General features: G+C 55.9%; 16 protein-coding genes and 1 other RNA gene. 4 read left to right on the top strand and 13 right to left on the bottom strand.

All coding sequences use genetic code 11. The features are described 5' to 3' along the window. Positions 1-4: 4 nt before the first annotated feature. The 3 genes from ACIPDS_RS12590 to ACIPDS_RS12580 all read right to left on the bottom strand — a co-directional run bounded on the left by ACIPDS_RS12590 (position 5) and on the right by ACIPDS_RS12580 (position 4,955). Entirely contained in the window at positions 5-3,091 is a 3,087-nt protein-coding gene (locus ACIPDS_RS12590; protein WP_400736102.1) for a beta-galactosidase, read from the bottom strand. A gap of 93 nt (positions 3,092-3,184) precedes the next feature. Beyond that, positions 3,185-4,264, bottom strand: coding sequence for a LacI family DNA-binding transcriptional regulator (locus tag ACIPDS_RS12585; protein ID WP_400736099.1), 1,080 nt, complete (start codon positions 4,262-4,264; stop codon positions 3,185-3,187). A 76-nt stretch (positions 4,265-4,340) separates the two neighbouring features. After that, on the bottom strand, positions 4,341-4,955 hold the full coding sequence (locus ACIPDS_RS12580; protein WP_400736096.1) for a YitT family protein: 615 nt from the start codon (positions 4,953-4,955) through the stop codon (positions 4,341-4,343). Positions 4,956-5,044: 89 nt separating this feature from the next. Between ACIPDS_RS12580 and ACIPDS_RS12575 the strand changes: the two genes are divergently transcribed. After that, entirely contained in the window at positions 5,045-6,469 is a 1,425-nt protein-coding gene (locus ACIPDS_RS12575) for a PLP-dependent aminotransferase family protein (RefSeq protein WP_400736093.1), read from the top strand. 84 nt (positions 6,470-6,553) lie between these two features. On the opposite strand, the gene ACIPDS_RS12570 is transcribed toward ACIPDS_RS12575, so the two are convergent. The 3 genes from ACIPDS_RS12570 to ffs all read right to left on the bottom strand — a co-directional run bounded on the left by ACIPDS_RS12570 (position 6,554) and on the right by ffs (position 7,402). After that, positions 6,554-6,769: a hypothetical protein gene (locus ACIPDS_RS12570; protein WP_166514705.1), complete on the bottom strand. Its 216-nt coding sequence runs from the start codon at positions 6,767-6,769 to the stop codon at positions 6,554-6,556. Continuing rightward, positions 6,766-7,014: a hypothetical protein gene (locus ACIPDS_RS12565; RefSeq protein WP_400736089.1), complete on the bottom strand. Its 249-nt coding sequence runs from the start codon at positions 7,012-7,014 to the stop codon at positions 6,766-6,768. Before ACIPDS_RS12565 ends, ACIPDS_RS12570 begins: the two co-directional genes overlap by 4 nt. A gap of 291 nt (positions 7,015-7,305) precedes the next feature. Further along, an RNA gene (gene ffs, locus ACIPDS_RS12560) (signal recognition particle sRNA small type) lies at positions 7,306-7,402 on the bottom strand. Positions 7,403-7,567: 165 nt separating this feature from the next. Between ffs and ACIPDS_RS12555 the strand changes: the two genes are divergently transcribed. After that, a complete protein-coding gene (locus ACIPDS_RS12555) occupies positions 7,568-7,879 on the top strand; it encodes an MGMT family protein (RefSeq protein WP_400736086.1) in 312 nt (103 codons plus the stop codon). A 57-nt stretch (positions 7,880-7,936) separates the two neighbouring features. Here the strand turns inward: ACIPDS_RS12555 and ACIPDS_RS12550 are convergent, their stop codons facing one another. Further along, a complete protein-coding gene (locus ACIPDS_RS12550; protein ID WP_166514702.1) occupies positions 7,937-8,440 on the bottom strand; it encodes a YbaY family lipoprotein in 504 nt (167 codons plus the stop codon). A 217-nt stretch (positions 8,441-8,657) separates the two neighbouring features. Here ACIPDS_RS12550 and tesB point away from each other — a divergent pair, with 217 nt between their 5' ends. Further along, positions 8,658-9,518, top strand: coding sequence for an acyl-CoA thioesterase II (tesB, locus tag ACIPDS_RS12545; protein ID WP_400736082.1), 861 nt, complete (start codon positions 8,658-8,660; stop codon positions 9,516-9,518). Between the two features lie 106 nt (positions 9,519-9,624). Here the strand turns inward: tesB and amtB are convergent, their stop codons facing one another. The 5 genes from amtB to ACIPDS_RS12520 form a co-directional block, all read right to left on the bottom strand. Further along, on the bottom strand, positions 9,625-10,911 hold the full coding sequence (amtB, locus tag ACIPDS_RS12540; protein WP_400736738.1) for an ammonium transporter AmtB: 1,287 nt from the start codon (positions 10,909-10,911) through the stop codon (positions 9,625-9,627). 33 nt (positions 10,912-10,944) lie between these two features. Next, the gene (glnK, locus tag ACIPDS_RS12535) at positions 10,945-11,283 is read right to left on the bottom strand and encodes a P-II family nitrogen regulator (protein WP_015965555.1); all 339 of its coding nucleotides are present in this window, start codon (positions 11,281-11,283) and stop codon (positions 10,945-10,947) included. 209 nt (positions 11,284-11,492) lie between these two features. Continuing rightward, positions 11,493-13,271: a SmdB family multidrug efflux ABC transporter permease/ATP-binding protein gene (locus ACIPDS_RS12530; RefSeq protein WP_400736078.1), complete on the bottom strand. Its 1,779-nt coding sequence runs from the start codon at positions 13,269-13,271 to the stop codon at positions 11,493-11,495. Further along, complete coding sequence (locus ACIPDS_RS12525; RefSeq protein ID WP_400736075.1) at positions 13,264-15,039, bottom strand: SmdA family multidrug ABC transporter permease/ATP-binding protein; 1,776 nt, start codon at positions 15,037-15,039, stop codon at positions 13,264-13,266. The genes ACIPDS_RS12530 and ACIPDS_RS12525 overlap by 8 nt, the downstream gene beginning before the upstream one ends. Before the next feature lie 23 nt (positions 15,040-15,062). Next, complete coding sequence (locus ACIPDS_RS12520; RefSeq protein ID WP_153743501.1) at positions 15,063-15,521, bottom strand: Lrp/AsnC family transcriptional regulator; 459 nt, start codon at positions 15,519-15,521, stop codon at positions 15,063-15,065. 115 nt (positions 15,522-15,636) lie between these two features. Between ACIPDS_RS12520 and ACIPDS_RS12515 the strand changes: the two genes are divergently transcribed. Then, the gene (locus ACIPDS_RS12515) at positions 15,637-16,686 is read left to right on the top strand and encodes a PLP-dependent cysteine synthase family protein (RefSeq protein ID WP_400736071.1); all 1,050 of its coding nucleotides are present in this window, start codon (positions 15,637-15,639) and stop codon (positions 16,684-16,686) included. Between the two features lie 45 nt (positions 16,687-16,731). On the opposite strand, the gene cof is transcribed toward ACIPDS_RS12515, so the two are convergent. Beyond that, the gene (gene cof, locus ACIPDS_RS12510; RefSeq protein WP_400736068.1) at positions 16,732-17,550 is read right to left on the bottom strand and encodes an HMP-PP phosphatase; all 819 of its coding nucleotides are present in this window, start codon (positions 17,548-17,550) and stop codon (positions 16,732-16,734) included. Between the last annotated feature and the right edge of the window lie 69 nt (positions 17,551-17,619).

Genomic DNA, 17,619 nt, shown 5'->3' with positions numbered 1-17,619 from the left:
CCCGCTAGCGCTGTTGCCAGCTAAACTGATAGCGCAGCTTGCGTTGCGGCAGTAAAAATTCCGGCAGCACGCTTGGGCTCCAGGAATCGTCGCCGCCGACGCCCATATGGAAGGCATCAAGGTTCAGCCAACATCCCGGTTCCTCGCGCAGCAGATGATGATGCGTAACCTCATGCAGCTGACGCTGGCTATAGCGATTCAGGCCGAAATGGAAATCGCCCTGCCAGACGTGCACGCCATAATTGAGCTTCCGCGTTTCGCCACGCAGACCGTTTTCCGTCGGGAAGATATACGGCGTGTGGAGCGCGGCCAGCGGCAACTTCCAGCGTCCCTGACGCGCCGCGAGCCGGCGGTCCGGGTAGTTCTCATGAGGGCCAAGCCCCAGCCAGCTGACCTGTTCTTCCACCGCCACTAGCTGGCAGTGCAAACCGATGCGCGCGGGATGTGGAATGTCGTCAGCCACCTGCACATCAATATCGCCGTGCAACAGGCCATGCGTATCGATAAGCCAGCGTTTATGGCTTATAAACAATATCTTGCCCTGATATTCCCAGCTATGCTGCGTTTCCACCTCCACGCCTCGTTCATGCGTGAACGCTCGGCACAGCAGCAATCTCGGCGTCATTGCGTACATTCCTGCCGCTTTCCAGCGTTCAACCCACGCATTCGGATCAATACGCGTCACTTCGCTCACGCCAATATCGTTATCCAGCGGGGCGCGCGTGAAATTATCGCGCAGCGGCGACAACAAACTCGCTTGCCCCTCGTGCCACCATTGCACCAAATCGCCCGATTCACGGCTGAACTGCCAGCGCTGATTGCCGTGGGTAATCTCGAATGCCTGCGCCTCAACGTGCAGTTGTGGTGCGTCACCCGCGTCGAGCAGTACAGGCAGTGACAAGGCTGACGGCAAGCGCAGCTGCGCCCAGGCGCACACATGATTCGTCGCAGACCAGGCGGTGGCGAGTGGCTGGTAAACTTCAAGGTTCAACCAGCACTCCCCCCGCAGCGTGGCAAGCTCGTTAAACGGTAGCGTCACCCGCAAGGTCGCCTGTGGCGCAATATCCAGCGCAATATCGCCATCGGCAATGCTCTGCCCTTCAACATTCACCGACCATCGCAGCCGCTCGTTATCGGTGTGACGAAACAGATAATCGCTGCTGATATCCACCGTAAGCGGCGCGCTTTCCACCGGCGTAAAGGTGAAAAACTGTTGCGCTCGCTGGGCCTCAAAGAGCGCCGGATGCGGGGTTCTGTCGGGAAATACCAGACCATTCATGCAGAACTGACGGTCATTTGGGATATCACCAAAATCGCCGCCGTAGGCCCAGAAGATGCCGCCATTGTCATCGGTTTTGCACAGCGCCTGATCGACCCAGTCCCAGACAAAACCGCCCTGCAAGCGCGGATTCTCCCGAAACGCCTGCCAGTATTTGGCAAAGCCGCCGAAGCTATTGCCCATCGCATGGGCGTATTCGCATAAGATTAGCGGACGCGTCTCATCCGGCAGGCCAATCCACTTTTTGATGCCCCATTTTGGTACGGTCGGATGCGGCTGGTCGGAGTCCACCCGCGCATACATCGGGCAGACGATATCGGTCGCCGCCGTATTCGCCCCGCCGCCCTCATACTGTACAGGGCGTGAAGGATCGGCCGTTTTTAGCCAGCGATACAGCGCATCATGATTTGCGCCGTGGCCTGATTCATTACCCAGCGACCAGATGATAATCGAAGGATGATTGCGGTCGCGCGCCACCATACGGGTCACGCGCTCACTCATGGCGGGTAGCCAGCGCGGATCGTCTGCAAGACGGCTCATCGGCACCATGCCATGTGTTTCAATGTTTGCCTCATCGACCACGTACAGTCCGTACCGGTCGCACAACCGATACCACAGCGGATGATTAGGGTAATGAGAGCAGCGCACGGCGTTAAAATTGTGCTGTTTCATCAGCTCAATATCGCGGCGCATGGTCGCTTCATCCACCGCTTGCCCATGCTGCGGGTGATGCTCATGACGGTTCACGCCGCGGATCAGCAGCGGTTGACCGTTCAGTTTAAGCAGACCGTTGCTGATTTCTACCTGACGGAACCCCACGTCACAGGCCTCTGATTCCAGCCGTTGGCCGCTGGCATCAAGCAGATTCAGCACAAGACGATAGAGGTTTGGCGTTTCCGCGCTCCATAACGCTGGCTTAGCGAGCGTTAGCGTCAGGTTAACGCGCTCCGCATAACCGCCGCGTTCATCAATGACGTTATTCCCCGCGGTCTGGCGTCCGCTGGCGACCAGCTTCTCACCGTGCCACAGCGTGGCCTCCACTTGCGAAGCGGTAACATCATCCCCCTCAAGCGTGACCTGAACGGCAAGCTCGCCGGAGGTGAATCGGTCGTAAAGCCGCGGCGTAATCTGATAATCGGCAATGCGGGTGGCCGTTTTATGCAACAGCGTGACGTCGCGATAAATTCCGCTCATCCGCCACATATCCTGATCTTCAAGATAGCTGCCATCGCACCAGCGCAGCACCATCACCGCCAGCCGGTTCTCCCCGGCCCGCAGCACGCCGCTGAGGTCAAATTCGGCGGGTAGTCTGCTGTCTTGCGAATAGCCTATCCACTTGCCGTTGCACCACAGATGAAACGCCGAGTTAACGCCGTCGAAAATAATCCGCGTCTGCCCCTGCGCCAGCCAGTCGGCATCGACATGGAAACGCCGCGAATAGCAGCCGGTGGGATTTTCAGACGGCACCTGTGGCGGCGTGACTGGAATGGGGTAAGTGACGTTGGTATAAATCGGGGTATCAAATCCCTGCATCTGCCAGTTAGACGGCACCGGCATAAGCACCGCGTCATTAAGATCGCTTTCTATCCAGCTCTCCGGCACGGCTTCTGGCGCGGTAAAAAAGCTAAATTGCCAGTTACCGTTAAGCGAGCGGCGAGCGGTGCTGGCCTTATCCCGCAAGGCGTCCTCCGGCGTGCGCCAGCTGTGAAAAGGCGCGTGGGCTGGCAGACGGTGCCATTGGGTAAGCTGTGGATTTTCCCAATCACGACGCGCCAGTAGGGCACAGAGGGTTAAGGCGGGAGAGTGTGGCATAGTAACCTCGTTGCGAAGCGCTCACAATTTTTGCTGAGAGTGCCCGGATCGGACGATTTGGTAAAGGATCGGATCGACAGGAAGCGAGTCAGATCACAAATCATTCGATCGTCTGGCAACCTTTGCCGCCAGTTCTTGTAAGCATTGCGCAAGGTCGACATCCGGCAAGGTTTCCGGTTGGCTTACCGCCGTTGAACCGCGCTCCACCAGTTCGACACTCAAACGGACTTGTTGAAGCTCCGCGGCCTGCGAAGCTCTGGCAATCAAGGCGTCAACGCTCAATCGCCCGGCTTCTTTAAACCGCTGGCGAATGGTGGTCAACGGCGGCGAGAACCAGGCGCTATCGGTGGTATCGTCATAGCCGATAACCGACAATTGCCCCGGCACCCGAATGCCTTTTTCCGCACAGGCTCGCAGGACGCCCAGCGCCATCTGGTCGTTTGCCACCAGTATTGCCTGCGGGTACGGTTTTGAATTCAACAAACGGTGCGCTTTTTCGTAACCCGACGCCGCGCTCCAGTCGCCGTAAGCCACAGCCACCGGCGCAAGCCCCACTTCCTTGAGCACATGTTGCCAGCCGGATAAGCGAGCGCGCGCTGAGACCGACGTTTGCGGGCCAGCCAGGAGCGCTATTTTCTGATGCCCCAGCGTCAGCAAATGTTCAACGCCCAGGCGAGCGCCTAGCTGTGCGTCAAAGACCAGGCTATTAACCTGCGCATCGTGGGCGACATCGAGAAACAGTATCGGCACTGGCGATGCCGCCGCCAGCGATTCAGCCACCTCACGCTCCAGCGGCACGTTCACCAGCAGGCCTTCCACGCGCTGGGAATGCAGTTCCTGTAAGGCCGTAAAGCAGGCGTCGCGGTCGTTGCTTTCCACCATTGAAATCAGCACTGACCAGCCTACCTCTCCCGCGCGCCGCTTCACCGCAGAGGCAATTTGCGAGGGAGCGTGAAGCGCGAGATCGGTGGTCAGTAACCCCAGCGTGCGCGTCGCTTTTCCGGCGAGATGCTGGGCACCGCGATTTGGCACATAGTTTAGCTCCCGCATCGCGGCCTGGACTTTTTCTCGCGTACGCAAAGAGACATGCGCCGCCTGATTAATGACCCGCGAGACGGTCTGATAGGAGACCCCCGCTACGCGAGCGACATCATAAAGGGTGATTGTTTTCATTCTGGCTCAGATAATCTGCGGTGATAGCGGCAGTGTAACCTGAAATGGCGCCCCATACTGTGAGCGCTTCATAAAATCAAACAGACTGCTCAGCTTTGAGCGGACGACGCTGCGCCACGCGCGGCAGCTGAAACCACGGCAGACAAATCTGGATGAGCGGGCCAATAGCCAGCGCATAAATGACCGTTCCGATGCCAAACGCACCGCCAAGTAGCGTACCAATCAGCAGAACCGACAGCTCAATGGTCATGCGGATCCAGCGTACCGGCCAGCCGGTGCGGGCATGAATGCCGGTCATCAGCCCGTCTCGCGGGCCTGCGCCAAACCCCGCGCCAATGTACATTCCAGTCGCCAGCGCGTTTAAGATAACCGCCAGCGCCAGCATCAGCGCACGGAGCCATAGCGATTCCAGCGGCGGCATAAGCGCAAGCGTTGCGTCCGCGGCCAGCCCAAGAACAATCACGTTACTGATTGTGCCAAGGCCCGGACGTTGGCGCAGCGGGATCCACAGCAGCAATACCGCAGCCCCCGTGAGGATCATCACCACGCCTAAATTCATTGACGTTAATCCGGCGACGCCAAGATGGAAGACGTTCCACGGATCGGCCCCCAGATTGGCGCGCACGTAAACGGCAGTGGATACCCCATAAAGCATTAACCCAAAATATAGCTGAATCAGTCGGCGTAACATTGGCACCTCTGCCTGTCGGTTAAGAACTTCATCATCGGCAAAAATGGCATTATGATTAATGACCAGTTTTTAAAAAGTGGACTGCTCTTATGCGTCGACGTTCCGCCACCCAATCTTTAATTCGCCTACTGGGCCACTGGCAAGAAAGCCCCTCCTCCACGCCGCTGTGGCGGCAGTTGACGGACGCCTTACGGCTGCTGATTCTGGATGGTCGATTGCCGCTTGGGACTCGCCTACCGGGCGAGCGCGAGTTTGCCAGCGCGCTGGGGGTGAGCCGGACAACCATTGCCAGCGCGCTGGCGCAGTTGCGTGATGAAGGGTATGTCCAAAGCCGGCAGGGAAGCGGATCAACGGTGACGCTCGCGGGTACGAGCATCCAGCGCACGTCGCGCCAGTCCACATCCTCGACGCTCGACCTCTCTACCGCCGCACTTGCCGCTGGAGCAGAGATTCATCAGGCCTACAGCCATGCGCTCGGTATGCTGCCCGGCTATCTCAGCCACACGGGCTACGATCAGCAGGGGCTGCCCGCCTTGCGCGAAGCGATTGCTCGTCGTTATTGCGCGCGCGGATTGCCCACGACGGCTGACGAAATTATGCTGGTTAACGGCGCGCTGAGCGGGCTGGCGCTGATCCTGCGGTATCTCACCGGGCCAGGCGATCGCGTGGTGGTGGAAACGCCGACCTATCCATTGGCTATCGCCGCCATTGAAGGCGCATCATGCCGACCGGTCGCCCTTCCCCTGCCGCACAACGGCTGGGACACCGATGGGCTGGCGGCAATTATTGCTCAGACGGCCCCGCGTCTGGCGTATCTGATGCCCGATTTTCAAAATCCAACCGGGCAATGTATGGATCCCGCCACCCGACAGATTGTCGCCGATCTTTGCGCTCGCACCTGTACCACCTTAGTCGTCGACGAAACCATGGTCGATTTATGGTACAACGCCCCGCCGCCTCCGCCGCTGGCGGCATTTAACACTGACGCCCCGATTATTACCGTCGGTTCTACCGGGAAAAGCTTTTGGGGCGGCCTGCGGCTGGGGTGGCTACGCGCCTCAACGCAGACCATCGCCGCGCTGATTCAGACTCGCGATACGCTGGATTTGGGTTCGCCGCTGCTGGAACAACTCGCCACCTGCTGGCTATTGGACAATGAAAGTACGCTATTACCCGAACGGCGGCAGCAGCTCACGGCGCGACGAGACATGTGCGCGTCGCTGATGCGCGAGTATTTTCCACAGTGGAAATTTGTTCTGCCGGAGGGAGGATTGTCGTTCTGGGTGGAGTTACCGGAAATGGTCGCCACGCGGTTTGCCGCGCGCGCGGAAAGCTGCGGGATTCATCTTGGCGTCGGCACACGCTTTGGTCTGGCGGGCGGCGGTGAAAGAAATTTGCGTATTCCTTTCACTCACGATGACGACACGCTTAAATATGCGTTTACCACATTACAGCCCATATGGGACGCCTTAGCAGGCCAGCATAGCGCCAACAGAATACGCAAAATTATATAATAGTGGGCCGCGAGGAGATTTCCCCACAAATAAATATAGCCTGGCGTTTTTATTATCCGGTGACAACCGTCACCCAATAATATATTAATGCTGCGGAGGAATCGGGAATCCTTTCAGGGATATCACAAAGGATTCTCCCTCTTTTTTAATTTTTGCACCGGTATCGCACCAGTCAGAGGCGATGCGAAAGAACTCATCGCTGCCAACGTCCCAGTTAAGAAGAACATGTTTGACATAGCCTGAGCGTAACAGATTGCAGGCTTCACTGTAGTTACACGCTATTGACGGTTGCTGTTTCATTTTCTCTTCTTCAGGATTTTTCGTAATGCTTTGATTTCTTTAGGCGTAAATGGCGAAACGTCCTCTTCCGTATGCTGACTGTCGACGTCATCTTCACATACACCCGCCAGTTCCTGGTTCTCGAATGCAAACTGCAGGAGCTTTTCGGTCGCGGCACTTAAGGTCAGACTGTTCGCTTCGGCGTAATGGCGAAGGCTTTCTTTAACGGTTTCATCAATTTTCACATTGAGCACTGCGACTGTCATGTTGACCTCTTCCCGTATCGACGCGCAACGGCGCGGCTAAAGTGGTTTTTGTATTTTTTCTGTAATAACTAATACATGAAAGCCACAATGCATTCCACAAATATATTTATAGTAGGATGCGCCATCTAAATAGCCGATATTAATTTAAAGGGAATTTGTGACAGTATTATGACAAGCAAATGAAATTTAATAAGATATAAATAAGAGTGAAGCGGGAATTAACCATAATAAGGCTATGGCTAAAATAGAGAACGTCAGGTGATTTTTCGGGAGGGCTGAATTGGGTGGGGGCCCTGCCAGCTACATCCCGGCACACGCGTCATCTGCCCTGGCTGCTTCCTTCCGGACCTGACCTGGTGAACAGAGTAGCGTTGCGGGAGAACCAACAGAGCCCCCATTGAGAGCGTTGTTCCCAACGCGCTGGCGCATTATCACTGCTGAGCCCGGCAATTGCAAGCTATCGGCTTTCACATGCTGGATTCTTGCACAATCCTCTCTTCACAGCAGACGTTTAGCTGATTATGCTGAACATTCCTCCTTCAGGAATAGAACAATGGAAGCAGTAGACTCGTTCCCCCATCGCGTATGGCAAATCGTCGCCGCTATCCCCGCAGGTTACGTCACCACCTACGGTGAAGTCGCCAGACTGGCCGGGTCGCCTCGCGCAGCGAGACAGGTTGGTGGTGTGCTAAGACGCCTGCCGGAAGGTTCTACGCTGCCGTGGTTCCGGGTGGTTAATCGTCATGGGGCAATTTCACTCACCGGGCCCGATCTTCAGCGGCAACGTCAGGCGCTGCTGGCCGATGGCGTGCAGGTTTCAGGCAATGGGCAAATTGATTTGCAGAAATATCGCTGGCGATATTAAAGAGTGTGGTGGGATAAACTTAAAAAAAAATGCCCTCGCAATGAGGGCATTCGTCGATTACGGGATCTGCACCGGGGCAGTATCTTTAACCGGAGCCGCGGAGGTATCCGGTACTGGAACCGCCGTTTGCTGCACTGGAACCAGAATCAAATCAGCTTTGGTTCCGTTATGGTTAATCACTTCCTGAATGGTGTCAGTGATAAACAGCAGCTTACCATCAACCGTGACGGCTGCGCTCAGCAGGATACGCGCATTTGGCTGGATATCCGCTGGGTTAAATGGCAGCACAAAGCTAAATGGTGCCTGCTTCCCATCGGTACGGAACACTTTCTGCGCCAGTACTTTTGACGGTGCGTCGGCAAGCGAGGCATCGGACAGGGTTACCGTTAATACCGCATTCGGTGGCAATGCCACTTTCTGACGGATCAATACGTTACCGGTGACGCTCGGGCCCGCAATGGCCTGAACGGCTTCTGGGGTATGATTTTGCTGGTGCGTCTGCGAACAGCCCGCGAGGGCAAGTGCAACCGCCAAACCGCTTAAGATCGGCACAAGTTTCATTAGCATTCTCCTTTTCGCTCACTCGAATTAAGGCCATTTTCTCAATTGAGTGACAACGCCTTAACAAACTTAACCGCTCAAGTGTGGCACATAATTTACATTTATGCCTGTAAACGGCCGATTATTCAGATAATTGAACCCATCGGACCACTGAGTAAATTACGTTATAATGGAGAGATACACCTGCCGTATGACAGTAAAATTATAGAGGGTACTAATGAGCCAGGCGCTATCAAATCTGCTGACATTAATGAATCTGGAAAGAATTGAAGAAGGCCTGTTTCGCGGGCAAAGCGAAGATCTGGGTCTGCGTCAGGTCTTTGGCGGACAGGTTGTCGGCCAGGCACTGTATGCCGCCAAAGAGACCGTTCCTGCAGACCGCTTAGTTCACTCGTTTCACAGCTATTTCCTGCGCCCTGGGGACAGCCAGAAGCCAATCATTTACGACGTGGAAGTGCTGCGCGACGGAAATAGCTTCAGCGCCCGCCGCGTGGCTGCCATCCAAAACGGCAAACCGATTTTCTATATGACGGCATCATTCCAGGCCCCTGAACCGGGTTACGAGCACCAGAAAAACATGCCAGAGGCACCATCGCCGGAGGGGCTGCCTTCAGAGACGGATATCGCCCGCTCTCTGTCGCATCTGTTGCCGCCGCAGGTCGCTGAGAAGTTTTTGTGCGATAAGCCGATTGAGATCCGCCCGGTGAAATTCCACAACCCATTAAAAGGTCACACCGCCGAACCGCGCCGTCAGGTATGGATGCGGGCCAATGGCGCTGTGCCGGACGATTTGCATATTCATCAGTATCTGCTGGGCTACGCCTCTGATTTCAACTTCCTGCCGGTCGCGTTGCAACCGCACGGCGTCGGCTTCCTTGAGCCGGGCATGCAGGTTGCCACCATCGATCATTCGATGTGGTTCCATCGCCCGTTTAATTTAAATAATTGGCTGCTGTATAGCGTGGAAAGTACGTCGGCTTCAAGCGCCAGAGGCTTTGTTCGCGGTGAGTTTTATACCGAGGACGGGGTACTTGTTGCTTCAACGGTACAGGAAGGGGTGATGCGTAACCGAGGGTAATCCGCTGGTAGCCCGTCCAGGCGCAGCGCCGCCGGGAATTCCCCGGAGTCGGTGCTCACGCACCTCGTCCGGGCTACCATTGCAGATATTCAATTATCGACAGGATTTATGCGTTATAGGCATTTTCGCCGTGGCTGTTCACGTCGAGACCTTCACGTTCCTGCTCTTCCGAAACGCGCAGACCCACCGTCAAATCAGCAACTTTGTAGCCAATAAAGGCGACAACACCCGACCAGACGATGGTGATGCCAATGCTCTCCAGCTGCACGAGAACCTGATGCCCCATGGTGACGCCTTCGGCATACCCCACACCGCCAAGCGATGTTGAAGCGAAAATACCGGTCAGGATACAGCCAATAATTCCGCAAACGCCGTGTACCCCGAACACATCGCAAGGATCATCTACGCGCAGTACGCGCTTCAAGGAAGTGACGCCCCACAGCCCGGCCAGCCCGGCAACAATCCCCAGAATCAGTGCGCCACCCACCCCGATAAAACCACATGCTGGTGTGATAGCCACAAGGCCTGCAATCGCCCCGGAACACGCGCCCAGCAGTGAAGGTTTACCACGCAGCGCCCACTCACCAAACACCCAGCCGAGAATCGCCGCAGCGGTCGCCACAACGGTGTTGACAAAAGCCAGACCGGCAATTTCGTTGGCCGCGCTTGCCGAACCGGCGTTGAAGCCAAACCAGCCGAAATAGAGGATCGCGGTGCCGATAAATACCATCGGCAGGTTGTGCGGCTTGAAGGCTTCTTTGCCAAAGCCCACGCGCTTGCCAATCAGATAAGCCCCCACCAGCCCCGCCACCGCGGCGTTGATGTGCACCACCGTGCCACCCGCAAAATCAAGCGCGCCGTGACTTCCCAACAGACCGCCGCCCCAGACCATATGCGCAATCGGCACGTAGGAAAGCGTCAGCCAAATGACCACGAAAATCAGCACCGCAGAGAAGCGAATACGTTCCGCCAGCGCGCCCACAATCAGCCCGACGGTAATACAGGCGAAGGAACCCTGGAACGCAACGTGGATATACTGATAGAAGGTGCCCATGGGGTCAGTAATTTTAATATTTTTCAGCATCACCCAGTCGAAGCTGCCAAAGAAGCTGCCGCCGGTGCCAAAAGCTAAAGAGTAGCCATAAATCACCCACAGTACGCAGACCAGCGCGAAAGTCACCGCGACCTGCGTCAGCATAGAGAGCACGTTTTTACCGCGGATAAGTCCACCGTAAAACAGGGCAATGCCGGGGATGGTCATAAACAACACCAGCGCGGTACAAATCATCATAAAAGCGTTATCGGCTTTATCGATGGTAGCAGGCGCCGCCATGGCCAGACCCGGCAACAGTGCCAATGCGCTCAACCCCGTTTTCACGATTATTTTTTTCATCATCTTTATCCCTATCACTGTGCTGGCTGGGAATTACAGCGCGGCTTCGTCGGCTTCGCCGGTACGAATACGGATGACGCGCTGCAGTTCGGCGACAAAAATCTTACCGTCACCAATTTTTCCGGTATAAGCGGCTTTGCTGACAACATCGACCACTTCATCGAGCTGATCGTCGGCGATAGCCACATCAATCTTTACTTTCGGCAGGAAATTGACGCTGTATTCCGCACCGCGGTACAGCTCGGCATGGCCTTTCTGGCGACCGAAGCCTTTCACTTCCGTCACCGTTAAGCCCTGAATGCCAATGGAAGACAGCGCTTCGCGAACGTCTTCGAGTTTGAATGGTTTGATTACCACGGTAACCAGCTTCATAGATCCCCTCCAGTCAGAATTCGGTAATGGCCGTGAACACGAAAGAGATAAAGCAAGGGACGTGCCAGAAATGAAAATCATCAGGCTGAGCGTGGAAATCAGGGAGGTTGGCAATCCTTTAGAAAGTCGTAAAAACAAAAACGCACCATGCGGGTGCATGATGCGTTTCACAAAAGCATTCTGTTAGAAAAATGCCTGACGCTGGTGCATCAAGAGGTTAATGCTTCGTCCTGAGCGCTGGCGGCCAGTTCTTCTCCCGCCAGCTGAAGCTGATACATTTGCCAGTATCGCCCTTTTTCTTCAAGCAGTTGCTGGTGTGAACCCTGCTCGACGGCGTGCCCACGATGAAGCACCATGATGGTGTCCGCATCCACAATGGTCGATAAGCGGTGCGCAATCACCACCAGCGTCGTGTGCTGGCGCACGGCGGCCAGCGCATGCTGAATAGCCTGCTCGGTACCCGAGTCGATATTGGCCGTTGCTTCATCGAGAATCAGCACCTGCGGCGTATCAACCAGCACCCGCGCCAGCGCCAGTAGCTGCTTTTGCCCCACTGAAAGGTTATTCCCTTGCTCGCCCAGATGGGTATAAATACCGTCGCTCATCGCGCGCGCCAGCTCCGCCAGCTGCACCGTTTCGAGAACCTGCCAAACCTGCGCTTCACTGATATCACGCCCCAGGGTGACGTTAGCAAAGAATGAGTCCGCCAGCACCACCGGGTCTTGTTGCACCACGGCGATACCTTCCCGTAATACGGCGTGGCTTAGGCTTTGCAACGGCCGACCGCCGAGGCGAATTTCACCGGAATTCGGCGGATAGTAGCCCATCAGCAGGCTCGCCAGCGTACTTTTCCCGCTGCCGGTATGCCCTACCAGCGCCACAAAACTGCGCGCCGGGATCGACAATGAGATATTTTGCAGCACCATTTTGTCGTCACGATAGGCAAACGACACGTTATCGATATCAATGTCGCCATTCTCCAGCGGAGTCGTGTCCTCGCCATACTGCTGGCGCGGCCTGTCCATCAGTTCGAACACGCGCTCGCCCGCCACCACAGCCTGTTGCAGCATGGATTGCTGCGTGGTCAGCTCAATGAGCGGCTCATTGAGTCGGCCAAGATAGCTGATAAAGGCATACAGTACGCCGACCTGAATTGAGCCTTGTGCACTAAACCCAAACAACATCAGCAGACCGCAAAGCACCAGCGTGGAAAACAGGCTTAACAATGGACGCAGGAGGAAACCGTCGAGCCGCAGGGTTTGCATACGCGCCATGTAATGTGAGCGGCTGACCTCGCCAATACGCTCGCCAAAACGCACCTGCTGCCGGAACTGCTGGATAACGCTCATGCCGTTGATGACTTCGTTAAAGCCATCGTTAATGTCCGCAAGATAAGCGCGAACGCGGCGCACGATAGGCGTGCTGTACCGCTGATAGATGATCATCACCGTCAGGACCGCCGGGAAGATAGCCATCGCCACCAGCGCCATGCGCCAGTCGAGGCTAAACATCGCCACCAGCATAGCGCCAATCAGCGCCGCACTGCGAAGCACCGTCGCCACCACGGTCACGTACAGGTCGCGAATGACTTCAGTATCGTTGGTGACGCGGGAAATCAGCTGACCTACCGGCTGGGTGTCAAATTCGCTTAACGGCTGGCGAAGCGCGGCATCCATGACATCAATTCGTAACTGTTGCACAACGCCGACTGCCGCGCGGTTAAAAAGCAGCGATTGACTATAGTGCAGGCCCGCCGCCAGCAATTGTAAACCGATATAGGCGGCCGCCAGCCCCGCAACGGTGCCCCACGGTAAAAGATCTTTCGCCACCAGATTGTCGATAAAGTAGCTTATCAGAAGCGGCCCGCTAACCTCTGCGGCGGCGGCCACCCATAACATCACCACGGCAATCGTCAGTGGTTTGCGCCACGGCGAGCCGTATGCCAACAGGCGTTTCAACGTCGGCCACAGTTGCCCGAAACTACGCATCCGCAACCTCCGTTTTTTCATCTTCCGGCACATCATTAAGCGCGGCTTCAAGCTGCTGATAGCGGTGCATGTCGCGATACCAGCCCGGTTGATGCGCCAACTGGTCATGCTGACCGCGTTGCGCGATATGCCCGTGCTGCATCACAATAATTTCACTGGCATCGGTCAGCGCCGAAAGCCGGTGAGCGCTGATAATCAGCGTACGCCCCTCGCCCCACTGGCGCAGGTTATGCAATATCTGGTGTTCAGTGCGGCCATCAACCGCCGATAGCGCATCGTCAAGAATCAAAATTTCGGCATCTAGCAGCAGCGCACGCGCGATAGAGATACGCTGTTTTTGCCCGCCGGAGAGCATCACGCCCCGCTCGCCCACTTCGGTGTCATAACCCTGAGGCAAACGCAGAATATCGTCATGAACGCAGGCCAGCCGCGCCGCACGCTCGATTTCCTCTTGTGTCGCCCCCGGATTGCCCAACGCGATATTATTAGCGACCGTATCCGAGAACAGGAAAGCCGTCTGGCTGACGACCGCCAGACGGCTACGCCAGGCATCCAGCTGAAGCTGGCGCAAAGGAATGTCGTGGAAACGGATTTCGCCCTCATCGACATCAAAGTGGCGCTGAATCAACGACAAGATAGTCGATTTGCCCGAACCGGTTGGGCCGCAAAGCCCCAGCATATGACCGGGTTTCAGGACGACATCCACGTCGCTCAACGTCGCTTTATCCGTTTGCGGATAGCTAAAGCGACGAATCGCCAGCGTTAAGGTTCCGCGACCTTCGGGAACCGGCTGCGTGCCATCGTTAACGACGGGCGCTTCCGCCAGCAGCGTACGAATTCGGCTGTAGGCGGCGCTGCCGCGCTCTACAATGTTAAACATCCAGGCCAGCGCCAGCATCGGCCAGATCATAAGTCCCAGATACATCATAAAGCTGGTTAACTGACCGAGCGTGAGGATGTCCTGCGTCACCATCCAGCTCCCGCCGGCAATCGCCAGCAGGTTCGCCATTCCGATAGCGATATAGATGGTGGGATCAAAGCGGGCATCAATGCGCGCTACGCGCATGTTTTTCACGCCGGTATCCGCCGCATCGGCGGAGAACTGCGCGGACTGACGGTCTTCGAGGCCGAAAGCTTTAATCATGCGGATACTGGTCAGGCTTTCCTGGGTGCGATCGTTCAGGCTTGAGAACGCCGCCTGGGCTAGCTTAAAGCGTTCGTGCAGCAGGTTGCCGTAACGGTGGATCACGAGCGCCATGATTGGCATTGGCACCAGCGCCAGTAAGGTAAGCTGCCAGCTAATTTGGGTCGACATCACGATAAGCACCGCGCACCCCATAACCAGCGAATCCACCAGCGTTAATACCCCTTCCCCGGCGGCAAATACAACCCGGTCGACATCGTTGGTGGCGCGAGCCATCAAATCACCGGTGCGGTGGCGCAGATAAAATTCCGGGTGCTGACGGCTTAGCTGGCGATAAAAGTCTTCACGCAGCTCAACGGCTAACTGATAAGACGCCCCGAAAAGCAGCACGCGCCAGACATAGCGCAGCAGGTAAACCACCACCGCAATCAGCACGATGGTGCCGACCCACATCATCAGCGTCCGCGCGCCAATATGGTGTTGCGATACGCCGTCCACCACGATGCCCACGATTTTCGGTGGGATAAGTTGCAGGATGGCAATGATAATCAGCAACGCGACCGCGCCGAGATAGCGACGCCATTCCCGACGAAAGTACCAGCTGAGTTGAGCAAATAATCGCACGCAGTAAAATTCCAGACAGAGTGTTATTCGATGGGCAGCGCGGTGGTGTATTTAATTTGTTCCATCGCAAAGCTTGAGGTGACGTCCGACAGCCCAGGAACCCGATTGACCAGGCTCTTATAAAAATCATCGTAGCGTTTCATGTCGGCCACCTGCACACGCATCAGGTAGTCGTACTCCCCCGCCATGCGCCAGAAACCGAGAACTTCCGGCATCTGAGTCACTTCGCTGACAAAAAGGCTGTACCAGTCGCTGCTGTGATGCTGAGTTTTGATCAGCACAAATGCCGTCAGCCCTAACCCCAGCTTTTCTGCATCGAGCAACGCCACGCGGCCCAGAAGTACACCGTCATCTTCGAGTCGTTTGAGACGTTTCCAGCAAGGAGTGGTGGTCAGATTAACGGCATCCGCTAACGCCTGCAAAGAGAGCGTGCAGTCCTTTTGCAGTAAAGACAGCAGCTTTCGGTCAATTTTATCTAACATAGGGGCCACCGGGAGAAAACTTTTCTAAGTTGATTCTATTTTAAAGGCAAGATGGCAACAATTTTTTCTGTGCTATTCGCTAAGCTAGGCACAAAATGACAAACGGATAATCACCATGAATAGCACCTGGGTCAAACACGCGATAAGCGAAATTAACGCCGATTACCAACGCAGCGCCGACACGCATTTGATTCGCCTGGCGCTTCCGGCATTTCCCGGCATTCAACTGTATTTAAAAGATGAAAGCACTCATCCCACCGGCAGCCTGAAGCACCGTCTGGCGCGTTCTTTGTTTCTGTACGGCCTTTGCAACGGCTGGATTAAAGAAGGCACCACCATTATTGAGTCATCTTCTGGCTCAACGGCGGTTTCTGAGGCCTATTTCGCCCGTCTGCTTGGGCTGCCGTTTATCGCGGTAATGCCATCGTGCACGGCAAAACGAAAAATCGAGCAGATCGAATTTTACGGCGGACGCTGCCACTTTGTTGAGAGCGCCTGCGAAATCTACGCGGCTTCCGAAATGCTGGCGCGCGAACTGAACGGTCACTATATGGATCAGTTCACCTACGCCGAGCGCGCCACCGACTGGCGTGGAAATAACAATATTGCCGATAGCATTTTCCGTCAGATGTCGCATGAACCCAATCCCGTACCAGCATGGGTGGTAATGAGCGCGGGTACCGGCGGCACTTCCGCGACCATTGGTCGCTATATCCGCTGCCAGGGTTATGAAACGCAGCTGATGGTAGTCGACCCGGAGAACTCGGTCTTTATGGACTACTGGCAGAGCCGTGACGCCAGCCTGCGCGGTACTGTGGGCAGTAAAATTGAAGGCATCGGCCGCCCTCGCGTCGAGCCCTCTTTTATTCCTGATGTGGTAGATAACATGCTACGCGTACCCGATGCCGCCAGCGTCGCCACCGCGCAGTGGCTGGAAACCCAGCTTGGCCGCAAGGTTGGCGCATCAACCGGCACCAACATGTGGGGAGCGTTGCAGCTTGCGGCACAGATGCGCGCTGAAGGAAAAACCGGGTCGATTGTGACGCTGCTGTGCGACAGCGGTGAGCGCTATCTTGATACCTATTACAATCCGCAGTGGGTAGCGAGCCATATTGGCGATGTTGCGCCGTGGCACAGCCAGATTCAGCAGCTGCTCGGTCAATAAAAAAAAGCCAGGCATCATCTGAGCCTGGCTTGCTGGAAGATCTCTCTATTCGGGGGAATAAGGAAGGTTTGGTTTATCCAGCCAATGCGTTAAATAGTGAGAAACCGCCTGATTGTTGCAGTTTCCAATAATCGGTAGGTGGGGCAGCGCGGCTTTGAGTTGCCCCATTGCATTCCCCATGATCACACCGCGGCCCACCAGCCCCAGCATTTCACGGTCGTTCATTGCATCGCCAAAGGCCATGCATTCGTCCATTCCGACGCCCAGATGCGCGCCCAGTACCGATAGGGCTGCGCCTTTGTTGCTGCCGAGCGGTAACACTTCCAGACAGTCCACCGCCGAGAAACAGATATCAGCGCGCTTATCCAGCGCTTCAACCAGCTGGATGCGCAAGCGGCAGAGATCGTCGTGATCGCCACAGAAACAGATTTTGGTTACCTGATGCGCCGGGATCCTTCGCAAGTCGCGGAGCTGATAACGAAAGCCGCTATAGACATGCGCTAACAACAAATCAGGAATATCCTTGCCGGTGAACCAACCCTCATCATTAAAAACGTGAACGCTGGCCTTTGTCTCCCAGTGGCTATGCAGCACCTGCTCCGCAACGTCCGGGCTGAGATCGCTGCGGTGCATCACCTCCCCCTGCTGGGAGTGAATGCGCGTGCCGTTACCGGTTATCAAAAAGGCGTTCAGCGATAAGGCTTCAACAAGGGGGCGCATCTCGAGCACATGGCGACCGGTGGCAAAAGTTAGCGTGATATCGCGCTCGCGCAGTCTCTTTAGAACCGCGACTGTGCGCTCACCTAAACGGTGGTCCGGCATCAAAAGGGTGCCATCCATATCAAACGCTGCGAGTCTTGCCATTTTTTATTCCGCCTCTGTTCGCTTTTTCTTGCCACCCAGTATCCGCTGAGATATACGGAAGTAATACTG

The sequence above is a fragment of the Kluyvera sp. NPDC087067 genome, assembly GCF_044745165.1.
Lineage (GTDB): Bacteria > Pseudomonadota > Gammaproteobacteria > Enterobacterales > Enterobacteriaceae > Kluyvera.
Note: the sequence above shows the minus strand (reverse complement) of the source record. Positions and strands in the feature narration are given on the sequence as shown.